This is a genomic window from Phocaeicola plebeius DSM 17135, assembly GCF_000187895.1.
Lineage (GTDB): Bacteria > Bacteroidota > Bacteroidia > Bacteroidales > Bacteroidaceae > Phocaeicola > Phocaeicola plebeius.
Genome location: NZ_DS990130.1, coordinates 464,188 through 481,199 on the forward strand (window position 1 = coordinate 464,188; position 17,012 = coordinate 481,199).

Annotated in this window: 8 protein-coding genes; 4 read left to right on the forward strand and 4 right to left on the reverse strand. The window is 42.2% G+C overall.

The features are described 5' to 3' along the window. Nucleotides 1-50: 50 nt before the first annotated feature. The 3 genes from BACPLE_RS10085 to BACPLE_RS10095 all read left to right on the forward strand — a co-directional run bounded on the left by BACPLE_RS10085 (nt 51) and on the right by BACPLE_RS10095 (nt 4,362). A complete protein-coding gene (locus BACPLE_RS10085) occupies nt 51-2,036 on the forward strand; it encodes a tetratricopeptide repeat-containing sensor histidine kinase (protein WP_007561501.1) in 1,986 nt (661 codons plus the stop codon). Next, entirely contained in the window at nt 2,033-2,791 is a 759-nt protein-coding gene (locus BACPLE_RS10090; protein WP_007561503.1) for a LytR/AlgR family response regulator transcription factor, read from the forward strand. Before BACPLE_RS10085 ends, BACPLE_RS10090 begins: the two co-directional genes overlap by 4 nt. Nucleotides 2,792-2,934: 143 nt before the next feature. Continuing rightward, nucleotides 2,935-4,362, forward strand: coding sequence for a DUF5723 family protein (locus tag BACPLE_RS10095; RefSeq protein WP_007561504.1), 1,428 nt, complete (start codon nt 2,935-2,937; stop codon nt 4,360-4,362). A 122-nt stretch (nt 4,363-4,484) separates the two neighbouring features. Here the strand turns inward: BACPLE_RS10095 and yfcE are convergent, their stop codons facing one another. The 4 genes from yfcE to BACPLE_RS10115 all read right to left on the reverse strand — a co-directional run bounded on the left by yfcE (nt 4,485) and on the right by BACPLE_RS10115 (nt 12,164). After that, on the reverse strand, nt 4,485-5,024 hold the full coding sequence (yfcE, locus tag BACPLE_RS10100; protein WP_007561506.1) for a phosphodiesterase: 540 nt from the start codon (nt 5,022-5,024) through the stop codon (nt 4,485-4,487). Nucleotides 5,025-5,182: 158 nt separating this feature from the next. Further along, entirely contained in the window at nt 5,183-8,740 is a 3,558-nt protein-coding gene (gene nifJ, locus BACPLE_RS10105) for a pyruvate:ferredoxin (flavodoxin) oxidoreductase (protein WP_007561508.1), read from the reverse strand. Nucleotides 8,741-8,780: 40 nt separating this feature from the next. Further along, nucleotides 8,781-9,959, reverse strand: coding sequence for an ATP-binding protein (locus tag BACPLE_RS10110; RefSeq protein WP_040312967.1), 1,179 nt, complete (start codon nt 9,957-9,959; stop codon nt 8,781-8,783). A 321-nt stretch (nt 9,960-10,280) separates the two neighbouring features. Further along, a complete protein-coding gene (locus tag BACPLE_RS10115) occupies nt 10,281-12,164 on the reverse strand; it encodes an amidophosphoribosyltransferase (RefSeq protein WP_007561511.1) in 1,884 nt (627 codons plus the stop codon). Nucleotides 12,165-12,500: 336 nt separating this feature from the next. Between BACPLE_RS10115 and gltB the strand changes: the two genes are divergently transcribed. Further along, nucleotides 12,501-17,000, forward strand: coding sequence for a glutamate synthase large subunit (gene gltB / locus BACPLE_RS10120; protein ID WP_040312969.1), 4,500 nt, complete (start codon nt 12,501-12,503; stop codon nt 16,998-17,000). Nucleotides 17,001-17,012: the final 12 nt, after the last annotated feature.

The window sequence follows — 17,012 nt, forward strand, 5'->3', positions numbered from 1 at the left end:
GGAATCATTATATAGTTATATGGATTAGCTGTTTGTGTTTCTTTTCTGCCATGATTGGGTGTAGGGGAAAGAGAGAGGTAAACAGGGTGGACTCAATAGAGAAACTTTATCAGCAGATGGAGCAGTTGTCGGCTGATTCTCCGGAAAAGGTAAATCGGATGGTTGATACATTACTCCCTTCCGTTACAGATAGTATGATGTATTATCGTTTGCTTTTTTTGAAAGTCAGAAACTGTTTTCTGTCTTTTAAGCTTGATTCAGCAGATTATTTCATGGATAGAATCAGTTCTTTCTGTAACAGACATCAAGGTAGTCAGGAGATAGCCCGATTGTATGCATTGGTGTATAATGCACGTGGAAATATTTTTGTGCGTACCTCTCAAGTGGATTCTGCCTGTTATTGCTATCTGAAATCCTTTGACTATGCTAATCGTGGAGGTAAAAGGGAGGTTTTGCCCGATATTTGTTTGAATCTGGCCGATGTATATGTCAAACAGGGACGTTACGATTTAGGCTCTTTGTGGTATAATCGTTCACTTACCATTGCCGATTCTTTGAATATGCCAGATGAGCAAAGGTTTCCTGCTTATTATGGTTTGGCTCAAGTAAATATGGAGTTAAGGGATTTCTCCGCATGCGATTATTATTATGATTTAGCCTATAAGTATTATGATAAAATGCATCCTTTTGAGAAGCATATTTACCTGAATAATAGGGGTAATTCTTATTATTACAGGCAAGACTATATGACAGCGTTGAAGTATTTTCGTCGTTCATTGGCCGTGGTGAATCAATATCCCGATATGACCTTTGAACGAAATTTGACCATGATTAATTTGGGTGAAGTTTTTCTCCTTCTGAATAACACGGACTCTGCTTCTTATTATTTGCAAAAATGCCGAGGTTTTTTTGATTCTATACATCATTCTACGGCGTTATATTGTATTGATACTCAACTTATGGAACTGGCTCTTAAGCAAGGAAATGTGGCATTGGCCAGAGAACGTTTAAAAAAGGCTGTTAAATATGACGAGGTGGAACCTAACATGATTCACGTACGTAATCGTTATTTACAGCGTTATTATGAGAAAGTTGGGGATTATAAACATGCTTATCATTATTTAAAGGAAAATCATCGTATAGATGATTCCATTCGGAATGAAAGGGTAAAAATGAGGGCTGCAGAAATTGAGCTGAAATATACTCAGGATAGTACGTTGATGAAAAAAGAAATCTCTATTCGAGAAAAAGAAAATCAGGTACTTCAGTTACATCAGTTGATGTATGGAATTGTGGGAGGATGTTTTTTGTTGATAGCTGTTGTGTCTGCAGTCATATTGTATCGTAAGCGGCAGAGAGATAGAGAACAATGGCGCATGCAAAATGCCATGACTTCCTTGCGTTTGGAAAATGTACGAAACCGGATTTCTCCTCATTTCATTTTTAACGTATTAAATCGTGAAATGAATTTGCATAAGGGAGATAAAGAGAGCCAGAACTTGATTGGACTTACAAAATTAATACGTCGTAATTTGGAACTGACAGATTGCTTGGCAGTGTCATTGGCTGATGAATTAGACTTTGTAGATACGTATGTAAAATTGGAAAGACAGTCGTTAGGTTCTGAGTTTGAGTATCGTCTGGATTTGGCTGAACAACTGGATTTACAAGAAATGAAGGTTCCTTCTATGTTGTTGCAAATACCGGTGGAAAATGCAATTAAGCATGGTCTGCGTTTAAAAGAAGGAAAGCGCTTGTTGCTTATACAAGTTCATAAATTAGAAAACAATCAGGTGGAGATTGTGATTTGTGACAATGGGGGAGGTTACCGTAAAACGAGTGTAAGCTATGGAACAGGAACTGGCATGAAGGTAATAACGCAGACTATTCAGTTATTGAATATGTATAATTCTCGTCCTATTCTTATGAAAATTAATAATGTACTTATCGGGGAAGAGAAAGAAATGGGATGTGAAGTACGTTTTGTGGTTCCTTTGGATTATTCATATCAATTAAAGAAAAACAGAAAAGTATGAATGATAAGATTAAGGCTGTCATCATAGATGACGAAGAAACAGCCATTGATAACCTTTGTTTTGAGCTTAAAAAATATCAGTGGATTTCTGTAGATGGTATTGCCCGTAATGGCAAATCGGGGATTCGTTTAATAGAAAAGGAACGTCCGGATTTATTATTTTTGGATGTGGAACTTCCGGATATGTTAGGGATGGACTTGGCTATTAAGGTGCATGAATTTCAGAACTGGGATATGCATATAATTTTTTATACTGCCTATAATAAGTATCTGATTGATGCATTGCGTAATTATGCTTTTGATTTTCTGTTAAAGCCTGTTGACCCGAAGGAGTTATCGGTGGCTTTGGAGCGTTTGCGGTCTGCAGATGGTATTAAAAGTCCGGCAAATATCCAGTCGGATGGTGGACGAGTTGGAGAGAAATCTTTTATGGTAGTGACTCCAATGGGAGACTTACGCGTGTTACGTGTGTCGGATATCGGATATTTTCGGTATGTTTCCGATCGTAAAATTTGGGAAGTGGCTTTGGTGAACGGTTCTTTTATTCCTTTAAAACGGAATACAAGGGCTGAAAATTTGTGCGCTTATGATTCTGCTTTTGTACAGGTTCATCAGTCTTATATTATAAATATGAACTATTTGTTGATGGTTCAGGGATGTCAGTGCGTGATGTATCCGCCTTTTAATAATGTAGATGAAATTCAGGTTTCTAAAAAATTCCGTAAGGAAATGATGGAACGTTTTTGTCAATTGTAATGAAATGTTTTTATCCGCTTAGTATCAAAAAAGGATTGCTTAGTGTTGAATATATGATGTTTAGTTGGTAGGCTTTACTTTCTTGTTTCGTCTTTATTACAGATATTTTTATTTTTGCATTAAAAATTGCAAATAATAATTGTATGGGAAAAATTGGGTGTAAGGCTATGCTTCTGTTAGGAAGCATAATGGTGTTGGGTGGAACGGCGCAGGCTCAGTATTTGCGTTCCTCTTATTTTATGGAAGGGACTAGTGCCCGTTTACAGTTAAATCCAGGTTTGCAACCTACCAAGGGGTATTTTAATATGCCGATTATTGGGTCTATTAATATGTCAGCCTCTTCTAATGTGTTAGGAACAAGTGATATTATTGATATCCTGAATTCTGGAAGTGATTTATATTCAAATGATAAGTTGTTTGATCGTTTAAAGACAGACAATCGATTAAATGTAAACTTGAATACGGATATTCTTTCTTTTGGCTGGTATCGGGGAAAAGGATTTTGGAGTTTTAATGTGGGATTACGTGCTGATTTCGGTGCAGCATTGTCAAAGGATATGTTCTCTATGATGCGTACAATGAATGGTTTTTCATTGGAAAATATAGCAGGAACTAATCAGAATTATAGTTTGTCCAACCAGACCTTGAATATGAAAGCATATGCGGAAGTTGGTTTGGGGTATTCTCGTCGGATTACAGAGAAATTAACTGTAGGTGCACGTGTAAAAGTGTTGTTAGGTTTAGCTCGTGCAGAAATGAATATTAATCAGTTTGATCTGGATTTGGAAGTACCGAATCCTAATTATGCAAGTTATCAGGATTATAGTTCTAATGGTGAATTATCTCCTTCTGACTGGTATGGTGCGCATTACAATTATTCAGCTGATGGTAATGTAATTACTACTCTGAAAGGCGGTGGTATGACTTTTGATAACAATGGAATGATTGATGATTTTGATTTGGATGCAGGGGATTTAGGTATTGCTGGTTCTGGTTTTGGTATTGATTTAGGAGCAAGTTATAAAGTTTGGGATAATTTGACTGTATCAGCTTCAATTCTTGATTTAGGTTTCTTAAAATGGAAGGAGAGCGAAACAACTGTAGCTACAGTGACTGGTAGTGAAAATGTAACTATTACTTCAGAGAATTATGACCGTTATATCGGCGGTGATTTCTTGTCATTTGAACGTTTTGATTTTGAAGAAGGTTCACCAGAAAAGGTAAAGACAAAAACTCGTTTGTATTCTACACTGTTGCTGGCTGGTGAGTATGGATTGTTGAATAATAAGCTGAGTGTTGGTGCAATGTATACTGCTCGTTTTGCAGAACCGAAAACATTGAATGAATTGACATTCTCGGCTACACTACGTCCGAAAAATTGGTTGAATGCAGCAATTAGTTATTCTCCGATTCAGGCAAGTGGAAAATCAATTGGTCTTGCTGTGAAATTAGGTCCCTTGTTCATAGGTACTGACTATATGTTCTTTGGAAATAATTCTAAGTCAGTAAATGGCTTTTTGGGAATATCTTTCCCTTTGGGAGGAAAACCAAAACCATTCTCTGAACTCTAAAAACATACTTGTCTATTACTATAATTAAATAATTGAGATGGGGAGTGGCTGCCTTCCGAATCGTAATGTTATGTATTGTCTGTTATGGGTTACGATAGGTTGGCAGCCTTTTTTGTATTCTTTTATATCTGAAGTTCTTTTAAGGTTTCACCATTTAAATGGTGTACGGTGATTTTTCCGTTCTCATAGCTTGCGAAAGTGGGAGGATTGCCTCCTTTTGGAAAAGTGATGGAACCTGTATTACAAACCATTGTATCCCCTGCTTTTTCTAGTTTCCATAAATGGGTATGTCCGTAGAAGAATATGTCATATCCGTTTTGTGGGTGTTTTTCTTCGTTGTAAATATGGCCGTGTGTGAGGAATAACTTTTTTCCGTTATCTACTACCAATGTGTAATCAGACAAAATGGGGAAATTTAATAGCATTTGATCTACTTCTGAATCACAATTTCCTCGTATCGCTACAATTTCATCTGCCATTTCATTTAATCGTTCTGCGATGCCTTTAGGATTTAGTCCTTCAGGAAGACCGTTTCGAGGCCCATAGTTTAATATATCTCCTAAGATGAGAAGCATGTCAAACCGGTGTTCTTGATAAAATTGTAGGACTTTTTCCAAAGCAGGAAGGCATCCGTGTATGTCTGAAACAATCAAATATTTCATATAAACTGTTTGGTCATTATAGAATTCGATACAAACTTAAGAAAAAATTGTTACTTTTCGTCTTCTTATATTTTAAAAGCAAGATAATGTTATCTTATTTATATAAAAAACGGCCACCTTTATAAGGCAGCCGTTTTCTGTTATTATGCTAAAATAAATTATTCAGCTTTTTCGTCGCTCCAGTCCATTGCAGCCATACGCTTGTAAGAAGCATAACGTTTCTTAGCCATGTCTTCACAAGCAGCGAACAAGTCAGCAGCTTCTGTCGGGTATTGTTTCATTACAGATGCGAAACGAACTTCACCCTTCAGATAATCCTGGAAGCCTTCCCAGTTCGGTTCTTTAGAGTCAAGTGAGAACGGATTCTTACCTTCTTCTTCCAGAGCCGGGTTGAAGCGCCACAAGTGCCAGTAACCACATTCTACAGCCTTAGCTTCTTCAGCCTGAGATTTACCCATACCAGCTTTCAAACCGTGGTTGATACATGGAGCGTATGCGATAACCAATGATGGTCCAGGATATGCTTCAGCTTCGCGGATAGCTTTCAAAGTCTGAGCCTGGTCAGCACCCATTGCAATCTGAGCTACGTAAACGTAACCGTAAGTAGTGGCAATCATACCCAGGTCTTTCTTGCGAACGCGTTTACCAGAAGCAGCAAACTTAGCGATAGCACCCAGCGGAGTAGCCTTAGAAGACTGACCACCAGTGTTAGAGTAAACTTCAGTATCCAATACCAGGATGTTTACATCTTCGCCAGAAGCGATTACATGGTCAAGACCTCCGTAACCGATATCGTAAGAAGCACCGTCACCACCGATAATCCACTGTGAGCGTTTTACCAGATAGTCTTTGAATTCAGCGATAGTAGCGCAAGCAGCACACTTGTCTTTTGCAGCTTCTACCAACGGGATAATCTTTTCAGCAGCAGCTTTGCTCTTATCCGCATCGTTGCGGCCGTCAATCCATTCCTGGAATGCTTCCTTGTATTCTGCCGGAGTAGCTTCGTTTGCGATAGCAGACTTCATAGCTTCTTCCAGACGGTTGCGCAGTTTCTTGTTAGCCAATTCCATACCCAGACCGAATTCGCAGAAGTCTTCGAACAATGAGTTAGCCCAAGCAGGACCCTGACCTTTTTCGTTAGTTGTGTAAGGAGTTGAAGGAACTGAACCAGAGTAGATAGAAGAACATCCAGTAGCGTTAGCAACCATTTCACGGTCACCGAACAACTGAGAAATCAGTTTCACATACGGAGTTTCACCACAACCAGAGCAAGCTCCAGAGAACTCGAACAACGGCTGAGCGAACTGAGAGTTCTTCACGTTAGCCTTGATGTCTACCAAGTGCTGTTTAGACTTCACGTTGTCAGCGCAGTAAGTCCAGTTAGCAGCTTCAGCCAACTGAGTTTCAAGCGGCTTCATAGTCAAAGCCTTGCCACCCTTCTTCGGGTTGCCCGGACAAACGTCAGCACAGTTACCGCAACCCAAGCAGTCCATAACGTCTACCTGTACACGGAATGTCATTCCGTCGAACTGTTTACCTACAGCTTTCAGAGTCGGGAAGTTAGCACCAGCTTGTTCTTCAGCATCCAGTACGAACGGACGGATAGCAGCGTGAGGACAAACGTATGCACACTTGTTACACTGGATACAAGTTTCAGGATTCCATTCCGGAACGAATGCAGCTACACCACGTTTTTCGTATTTAGCTGTTCCCTGATGCCATGTACCGTCTTCGATACCCTTAAATGCAGATACTGGCAGCAAGTCACCATCCTGAGCGTTGATAGGACGAACAACTTCGTTGATGAATGCCGGATCGTTGTTTGCAGCAGCAGCTTCAACTTCCAGGTTAGCCCATGCCGGATCAACAGTCAATTGTTTGTATTCACCACCACGGTCAACGGCAGCGTAGTTCTTGTTAACCACGTCTTCACCCTTCTTGCCGTAAGACTTCACGATGAATTTCTTCATCTGTTCTACAGCCAGGTCAACTGGAATTACGCCAGTGATACGGAAGAATGCAGACTGCAGGATAGTGTTAGTACGGTTACCCAAACCAATTTCCTGAGCAATCTTAGTTGCATTGATATAGTAAACAGTGATGTTGTTTTCTGCAAAGTATTTCTTCACTTTGTTCGGCAGGTTCTTAGCCAATTCTTCGCCTTCCCAGATAGTGTTCAGCAAGAATGTACCGTTCTTACGCAGACCGCGAGTTACATCATACATGTGCAGGTAAGCCTGTACGTGGCAAGCTACGAAGTTAGGAGTAGTTACCAAGTAAGTAGAGCGGATAGGATGATCACCGAAACGCAAGTGAGAGCAAGTGAAACCACCAGATTTCTTAGAGTCGTATGAGAAGTAAGCCTGGCAGTATTTGTTGGTGTTGTCACCGATGATTTTTACAGAGTTCTTGTTAGCACCTACAGTACCGTCAGCACCCAAACCGTAGAATTTAGCTTCGAACATACCTTCGCCACCCAAAGCGATTTCTTCTTTCTGAGGAAGAGAAGTGAAGGTAACGTCATCTACGATACCGATAGTGAAGTGGTTCTTAGGAGTCGGCAATGCCAAGTTTTCGTATACAGAAAGAATCTGAGCAGGAGTAGTATCCTTAGAACCCAGACCATAACGTCCGCCTACGATAAGAGGAGCATTTTCCTGTCCGTAGAAGCAGTCTTTTACGTCAAGATACAAAGGTTCGCCGTTTGCACCCGGTTCTTTTGTACGGTCAAGAACTGCAATGCGTTTTGCAGTCTTAGGTACAGCTGCCAAGAAATGTTTAGCAGAGAACGGACGATACAAGTGTACAGAAACCAAACCAACTTTTTCGCCGTTTGCTACCAAGTGGTCGATAGCTTCACGAGCAGCTTCAGTTACAGAACCCATAGCGATGATAACGCGTTCAGCATCTTCAGCACCATAGTAGTTGAACAAGCCGTAGTGACGTCCTGTAATCTTGTTGATTTCGTTCATATATTCTTCTACGATAGCAGGAACTGCTTCATAGAACGGATTGCAAGATTCTCTGTGCTGGAAGAAGTGATCCGGGTTTTCAGCCATACCGCGAGCAACCGGTTTGTTAGGACTGAGTGCACGTTCACGGAATTCAGCTAAAGCTTTCTGGTCTACCAGCGGAGCGAGGTCTTCGTTTTCCAACATTTCAATCTTCTGGATTTCGTGTGATGTACGGAAACCATCGAAGAAGTTCAAGAACGGAACGCGAGACTTGATTGTTGACAAGTGAGCTACACCGGCCAAATCCATAACTTCCTGTACAGAACCTTCACAAAGCATAGCGAAACCAGTCTGACGGCAAGACATTACGTCCTGGTGGTCACCGAAGATACACAATGCGTGAGAAGCCAGTGTACGTGCAGAAACGTGGAATACACATGGCAAGAACTCACCTGCAATTTTGTACATGTTAGGAATCATCAACAGAAGACCCTGAGAAGCAGTATAAGTAGTTGTCAATGCACCAGCCTGAAGAGATCCGTGTACTGCACCAGCAGCACCACCTTCAGATTGCATTTCCTGAACCAAAACAGTTTCGCCGAAGATGTTTTTACGACCTGCGGCAGCCCATTCGTCTACATATTCAGCCATTGTAGATGACGGGGTGATAGGATAGATAGCTGCAACTTCTGAGAACATATATGAAATATGTGCTGCAGCCTGGTTACCATCACAAGTGATGAATTTTTTTTGTTTAGTCATACAATTACTAATTAAATATGAAGTAATAAAATCGTTATTGTCAATATAAAAATCCAAATAACCATAAAGGTATCTGGTCACCGTGTCCTATTTCCATTTTATGCATGGCATAGTATATGTTCGGATTGCTTTTATATTTGCTTCCTTCTGCACAAATCCGGAAATGTAGCGTATTGTCTACAAGGAAAGAGGTACCTTTATCTCCTTTGTTGATTTTGTGGTCTTTCCACAAGGTATTGACAAAGAAGGTTTCCAGCACATCCTGTTCCTCCACCTTTACTGGGTAAATGCTGTACATCAGGTTCGTGTTATGCATCATGATTTTAGCCGGCTTTTTAGGGAAACTTTCCCCTTTCGGATAAACCATGTTGATGAGTCGTGCATCTGCCAGGTATTTTATGTAGTTCATGACTGTGGCACGTGATGTCTGAATTTCATTAGCCAATTGGCTGACATTAGGAGCCACAGGACCATCTACCGCTAGCAAATATAATAATTTTTTGATTTTGGACAGATATTTCAGTTCGATTTGTTTAATCAGGAGAATGTCCACTTCAATCATCATGTTCATGGTCTTCAGCAGATTTTCCGAGAAATTTCTTTTTTCAAGGAAAAAAGGATAGAAACCATGATGGATGTAGTCCTGAAAATAATTGAGCGGGTTGATGTGTGGTAAGATTGTTTTCACAATATGCTCGTGATTGTGCAGAATCTCATCCAACGTATAAGCTGAAAAATGATTTCCTGTCTGTAAGTTCAGAAATTCACGGAAAGAAAATCCTCTCAGGTTATATGACTTGACAATCCCGTTCAACTCGGGATTCTCATCTTTCAGGCGCATTACAGAAGAACCGGTAAATACAATTTTCAGTTGCGGATAACGTTCGTAGCATGTACGCAAATCATGACTCCAGTCTGGAAGCTTGAAAACCTGATCAATAAGCAGGACTTTTCCCCCTCTTTTAACAAATTCCCCGGCAAAGTCTACTAAACTGTATTGTGAAAAGTAGAAATTATTCATGTTTACGAACAAGCAGGAACGGTCAGTCCCGAATTTTTCTTTTGCATATTGTAAAAGAAATGTGGTTTTGCCTACCCCTCTTGTACCTTTTATACCAATCAAGCGATCATTCCAGTCTATTTCATCCATGAGATCACGGCGAACAGGAGCGTTGGTATGTTCAACCAAATAATTATGTGTTCTGTAAAATGCTTCCATGAATTCTGTTTCTAGGCTGCAAATATACGAATACTTCATAATATTGCAAACTGGAGTTGTCAAAAATTCATCTTTTGATTAAGTTTTTTTGAATCTCTTTTTGGTGCATCAAAGGCGGGGATTTGTTGGTTTGCTTTTCAGGTATAGATTCTCGATTTGATAATTTGTAAAGGGGGAGAATCGTAGCATCATTTGTGTAATCTCAGTACTTTCAAAGAAGTACTATAGTACTCCCGTGAAAGTACTGGAGTACTTCATAGACAGTACTACAGTACTTCTTCGGGAGTACTGGAAACTTAGTTCAGTTCGTTTTTGGGGGGATTAGAATTGATAATTCTTTTCCACCCAGTCGATAAATGCCTGGTTTACTTGGCGTGTTCCTCCCGGAGTAGGATAGTCTCCACTAAAATACCAGTCTCCTGGATGTGCCGGACATGCTTCATGCAGTCCTTCCAACGTTTGGTAAACAATCTGTACTTTTGCCCGCGTAGTGGGAGGAGTCAGCAATGCAGCAATCTTTTCTGATATTTCTTCATCACTAAAGGATGCATAGATTTCTTTTACGTAATTGTGCATTTTTTCCTTAGGCAGGTTCATTTGTTCTTTGGATTTTCTATAGGCATATTCAATGACGTGCTGCATGTCACGCTCTTCCAGCAGAGCAATGGCAGCCTTGAAGGCGATGAATTGTTCCATGCTGGCCATGTCAATACCATAGTAATCCGGATAACGGACTTGTGGCGAAGAGGATACGATGACAATCTTTTTGGGCTGCAGACGGTCGAGAATGCTGATGATACTTTGTTTCAAGGTCGTTCCTCGTACGATACTGTCATCAATGATGACTAAATTATCTTCATGTGGCACGAGGCTTCCGTAGGTAATATCATATACGTGAGCTGCCAGGTCGTTACGGGTATTTCCTTCTGCAATAAAAGTACGTAATTTAATATCCTTGATGGCTACCTTCTCGCTTCGGATGCGTTGAGAAAGAATTTGTTTCAGCTCCTCATGGTTTGGTGTGTGACCCAGAGCCTCGATTTGTTTGATTTTAAGTTGGTTCAGGTAATTGTCCAGTCCTTCCAGCATTCCATAGAAAGCTACTTCAGCTGTATTGGGAATGAATGAGAATACAGAATGGGCAATATCATGATTGACTGCAGAGAGAATCGGTTCAATCAGTTTTTCTCCTAATTTTTTACGTTCCCGATAAATATCCACGTCACTTCCTCGGCTGAAGTAGATGCGTTCGAAAGAGCAGGGTTTTAATTTTCCGGGTTTGTTGATTTGTGCCAGTCTGAGCTGACCTTTCTTATTGACCAATACAGCTTGGCCAGGCATCAGTTCATGGATGCTTTCAGCAGGGATATTCAATACCGTCTGAATGACAGGGCGTTCCGAAGCTAATACCATGATTTCATCGTCCTGATACCAGAACGCGGGGCGAATACCCCATGGGTCGCGTACGGCAAAGGTCTCGCCGCTTCCTGTCATTCCGCAGATGACGTAACCTCCATCCCAAGATGGAGAAGATGTTTTCAGTACGTTTGTCAGGTCAATTCGGTCTTCAATGGCATGCGTAATGTCCATTCCTTTCAAGCCTTCTTCTTTGCACTGCTTGTAAAGGCGCTCCACTTCTCTGTCCAGCCGGTGACCTACCTGCTCCAGCATGATATAGGTATCTGCGTATTTCCGGGGATGTTGTCCGGCTTCAGTAATATCAGCAAAGATTTCGTCTACATTGGTCAGATTGAAGTTACCGCACAATGCCAGGTTCTTGGCACGCCAGTTGTTGCGACGGAGAAATGGATGAACATACGAGATACCGCTTTTCCCGGTGGTAGAGTAACGCAGATGTCCCATATAAAGTTCTCCGGCAAAGGGCAGGCACTTCTTTGCAAATTCTGCATCGTGCAATTGTTCTTCCGTTAAATCTTTGTATTGTTGATGAACGTTGTTGAAGATTTCTGTAATGGCTCCCGCTCCGAGTCCTCTTTCACGGAACATGTATTCCTCACCAGGGTTGGCTTGCAGTTTTACGCAGGCTAATCCTGCAGCTTCTTGTCCTCTGTTGTGCTGCTTCTCCATCAGCAGATAAAGCTTGTTCAAGCCATACATCCATGTACCATATTTTTCCTGATAATATTCCAGTGGTTTCAGGAGTCGGATAAGAGCGACCCCGCATTCATGTTTTAATGTTTCCATCTGTATTTTGTTTTCAAGCCATATTATGATTTTCGTTTACAAAATAACAGACAATTATTAAAAGAGGTATGTGCTGTGCATGAAAAAATACATTGTTTCTGTCTTTTTGTGATAAATGTAATTAAAATGTATCTATTCTGTTTTATTCTGAAACTTTTTTATTTACTATATAAAGAAAGTGAAAGGTGTAGCTGACGTAGATGAAAATATTGTAATGAAAAATCCTACAAAAGTGTCATATTGGAAGTGATATTATTATTTTTGTGGACAAATAGAATGTAAACTCTGTTTTGGGTATTAATAATGAAAGATAAAATGAGGTTAGCAGGAAAATTTATGAGAAAAGAAGAGCAGGAAGTAACAGAATGTCATCAGACATCTTCCGGGCTTTATCAACCGGAGTACGAGCACGATGCTTGTGGAGTAGGTATGATTGTAGACATTCATGGTAATAAATCACATGAATTGGTGGATGCAGCCTTGAAAGTCTTGGAAAATATGAAACATCGTGGCGCAGAAGGCGCTGACAACAAGACGGGTGACGGTGCAGGTATTATGCTGCAGATTCCACATGAGTTTATATTGTTACAAGGAATTCCGGTGCCTGAAAAGGGGAAATATGGTACGGGATTGGTTTTTCTTCCGAAAGACGCGAAGGAACAGGAGTCCATTCTGAGCATCCTGATTGAGGAGGTAGAGCGTGAAGGCTTGTCATTGATGCACTTGCGTTCCGTGCCCGTGAATTCTTCTATCTTAGGGAAAAGTGCGTTGGAGACTGAACCAGACATTAAGCAGGTGTTCATTACCGGGGCAACCGACCTGGAAAACTTTGAACGTACCTTATATATTGTACGTAAAAAGATTGAACGTCGTGTACATCATAAGGACTTTTACATTGTTTCGTTGTCCAGCAAAAATATTATATATAAAGGTATGCTGTCTTCGGTACAGGTGCGTGAATATTTTCAGGACCTTACCCAGCCTTACTTTACCAGCGGACTGGCCATCGTACACTCTCGTTTTAGTACGAATACATTTCCTACCTGGAGTTTGGCACAGCCTTTCCGCTTGTTAGCCCATAATGGAGAAATCAATACCATTCGTGGAAACAGAGGATGGATGGAGGCGCGTGAAAGTGTGCTTTCCACTCCTTTACTGGGTGACGTGAAGAAAATAGGTCCGATTATACAGCCGGGAATGAGCGACAGTGCCTCACTCGATAATGTATTGGAGTTTTTCGTGATGTCCGGATTGAGCCTGCCGCATGCCATGGCTATGCTTGTGCCAGAGTCATTCAATGACAAGAATCCGATAAGTGAGGAGCTGAAGGCGTTTTATGAGTACCATTCCATTTTGATGGAACCTTGGGACGGACCGGCAGCCTTGTTGTTCAGCGACGGACGTTATGCAGGTGGTATGCTCGACCGTAACGGTTTACGCCCGGCGCGTTACCTGATCACCAAAAACGATATGATGGTGGTAGCCAGCGAAGCCGGAGTCATTAATTTTGAACCTGAAGCCATTAAGGAAAAAGGCCGTCTTCAGCCAGGCAAGATATTGTTGGTAGATACCCAGGAAGGACGTATTTATTACGATGGAGAACTGAAGAGCCAGTTGGCGGCTTCCAAGCCTTATCGTCAGTGGCTTTCTACCAACCGTATTGAACTGGATACATTACGCAGTGGCCGTAAGATTTCCAATTCTGTACCTGATTATGAATGTCGCCTGCGTGCATTCGGATTCACTCGCGAGGACATAGAACGTACGCTTACTCCAATGTGTATGAATGGGGCCGAACCCACTGCCTCCATGGGTAACGATACTCCTTTGGCTGTGTTGTCTGACAAGCCTCAGATATTGTTCAATTATTTCCGTCAGCAGTTTGCGCAGGTGACCAATCCGCCAATTGACCCGATACGTGAGGAACTGGTGATGTCGTTGACGGAATATATCGGAGCCGTAGGAACCAACATCTTGTTGCCGAGTGAATCACATTGTAAGATGGTGCGTCTGCCACATCCGATTCTGAACAATACACAGCTTGATATATTGTGCAACATTCGCTATAAAGGGTTCAATACCGTGAAGTTGCCGATGCTGTTCGATGCAGCAAGAGGAGCGGAAGGTCTGCGTGAGGCATTGAATGAGTTGTGCAAGAAAGCCGAGGCGGCAGTGGATGAAGGGGTAAACTACATCATTCTTTCCGATCGTGAGATTGATGCAGCACATGCAGCCATTCCTTCTTTGCTGGCTGTAAGTGCCGTACACCATCACCTGATTTCTGTACAAAAGAGAGTACAGACCGCATTGGTGGTAGAAAGTGGAGAAATTCGGGAAGTGATGCATGCCGCTTTGTTGCTGGGATATGGAGCGAGCGCCATCAATCCGTATATGGTATTTGCCATTCTGGATGACATGGTGAAAAAAGGCGATGTACAGTTGAATTATGAAACTGCCGAAAAGAACTACATAAAAGCCGTTTGCAAAGGACTCTATAAAGTAATGAGTAAGATGGGTATCAGTACGATACGTTCTTACCGTGGAGCGAAGATATTTGAAGCCGTTGGTTTGGGCAGCGAAGTGCTTTCTACTTACTTTGGTACCCCTTCTTCATCCATTGGAGGTGTCGGATTGGAAAGCATTGCCAAAGATTACCAGGCATTCCATGATGCAGGTTTTGCAAAAGAGGTCGACGATTTGTTGCCTTACATCGGTCAGTTCTCCTACCGTAAGGATGGTGAGAAACATGCCTGGAATCCGGAAACTATCAGTGCTTTGCAGTTGGCCACTCGTTTGGGAAGCTATGCCAAGTTCAAGGAATATACGCGTCGGGTAGATGAAAAGGAAAGTCCGATATTCTTGCGTGACTTCTTCTCTTTCCGCCGTAATCCGATTCCATTGGAAGATGTAGAGCCGGTAGAGGAAATTGTAAAGCATTTTGTAACGGGAGCCATGTCTTTTGGTTCTATCAGTAAAGAGGCACATGAAGCCATGGCACTGGCCATGAACAAGTTGAACGCCCGCAGTAATACAGGTGAAGGAGGAGAGGATTCCGATCGTTTCCATGAAACCTACGATGGTATTTCCTTGTGCAGTAAGACCAAGCAGGTAGCTTCCGGACGTTTCGGGGTAACCACTGAATACCTGGTGAATGCCGAAGAAATTCAGATTAAGGTGGCACAGGGAGCTAAACCGGGTGAAGGTGGACAGCTTCCGGGATTCAAGGTAAATGAAGTGATTGCCAAGACGCGTCATTCTATTCCGGGCATTTCGCTGATTTCGCCTCCCCCTCATCACGATATTTATTCAATCGAAGACTTGGCTCAGCTGATATTCGATTTGAAGAACGTGAACCCGAAAGCCAAAATCAGTGTAAAGCTGGTAGCTGAGAGTGGTATTGGTACCATTGCAGCCGGTGTGGCAAAAGCAAAGGCTGATTTGATTGTCATTTCAGGAGCAGAAGGTGGAACTGGAGCTTCTCCGGCCTCTTCCATGCGCTATGCTGGTATTTCTCCGGAAATCGGTCTGAGCGAGACACAGCAGACACTGGTACTCAACGGACTCCGTGGTCAGGTACGTTTGCAGACTGACGGACAGTTGAAGACTGGACGCGATATCATCAGCATGGCTTTGCTGGGAGCAGAAGAGTTTGGATTCGGAACTTCTGTATTGATTGTTTTGGGATGTGTCATGATGCGTAAATGTCATGCCAATACATGCCCTGTCGGGGTAGCTACACAGGATCCGCAGTTGCGGGCACATTTCCGCGGACATTATCGTTATGTAGTCAACTTCTTCCGTTTCCTGGCACAAGAGGTACGTGAATACCTGGCAGAGATGGGATTCTCCCGTCTGGAAGACATTGTAGGACGTACGGATTTGATTGAAATACGCCCGACAACTCATGAAAAAGCTTCATTGCTCGATTTCAGTAAATTGTTGCATAAAGTCGATAACGGAGCTGCTTTACATAATGTAACAGAACAGCGTCATGAGATAGAGCACGTGAAGGATGTGAGCATGCTGGCTGCCGCACGCGAAGCACTGGAAAACCGTAAGGAGGTATCGTTGGAATATGCCATATCCAATACCGACCGTTCGGTAGGAGCCATGCTTTCTGGAGCCGTAGCTGCCAAGTATGGACAAGCTGGATTGCCCGCACAGACCATCCAGGTGAAGTTCAAAGGTTCAGCCGGACAGAGTTTCGGTGCTTTCCTTCCACATGGGGTCAGCTTCAAGCTGGAAGGTGAAGCGAACGACTACCTGGGTAAAGGCTTGAGTGGAGGACATATTTCGGTACAGCCTCCGGTAAGAAGCAATTTCTTGGCCGAAAACAACGTAATCGCTGGTAATACCTTGTTGTATGGTGCCACAAGTGGAGAGGTTTATATCAATGGTTGCGTAGGTGAACGTTTTGCCGTACGTAACTCTGGAGCCATTGCGGTAGTAGAAGGAGTAGGCGACCATTGCTGTGAGTATATGACTGGCGGACGAGTAGTCGTACTGGGTAAGACCGGACGTAACTTTGCCGCAGGTATGAGTGGGGGAGTTGCTTACGTATGGGATAAAGACCGCAACTTCGATTACTTCTGTAACATGGAAATGGTAGAACTTTCTCTGTTGGAAGATGCTACAGCCCGCAAGGAATTGCATGAACTGGTTCGTCAGCATTATCTGTACACCGGTTCTCAACTGGCACGTACGATGTTGGATAACTGGAGCCGTTATGTGGAAGAATTCATTCAGGTAACTCCGATTGAATACAAGAAAGTGCTGGCTGAAGAGCAGATGCGCAAACTGCAGCAGAAGATAGCCGAAGTACAGCGTGATTATTGATTAATTGTTGAA

What these genes read in the sequence shown, in the direction of transcription:
- BACPLE_RS10085 (WP_007561501.1), top strand. Translation starts at nt 51, where the DNA reads ATGATTGGGTGTAGGGGAAAGAGAGAGGTAAACAGGGTGGACTCAATA.
- BACPLE_RS10090 (WP_007561503.1), top strand. Translation starts at nt 2,033, where the DNA reads ATGAATGATAAGATTAAGGCTGTCATCATAGATGACGAAGAAACAGCC.
- BACPLE_RS10095 (WP_007561504.1), top strand. Translation starts at nt 2,935, where the DNA reads ATGGGAAAAATTGGGTGTAAGGCTATGCTTCTGTTAGGAAGCATAATG.
- yfcE (WP_007561506.1), bottom strand. Translation starts at nt 5,024, where the DNA reads ATGAAATATTTGATTGTTTCAGACATACACGGATGCCTTCCTGCTTTG.
- nifJ (WP_007561508.1), bottom strand. Translation starts at nt 8,740, where the DNA reads ATGACTAAACAAAAAAAATTCATCACTTGTGATGGTAACCAGGCTGCA.
- BACPLE_RS10110 (WP_040312967.1), bottom strand. Translation starts at nt 9,959, where the DNA reads ATGGAAGCATTTTACAGAACACATAATTATTTGGTTGAACATACCAAC.
- BACPLE_RS10115 (WP_007561511.1), bottom strand. Translation starts at nt 12,164, where the DNA reads ATGGAAACATTAAAACATGAATGCGGGGTCGCTCTTATCCGACTCCTG.
- gltB (WP_040312969.1), top strand. Translation starts at nt 12,501, where the DNA reads ATGAGAAAAGAAGAGCAGGAAGTAACAGAATGTCATCAGACATCTTCC.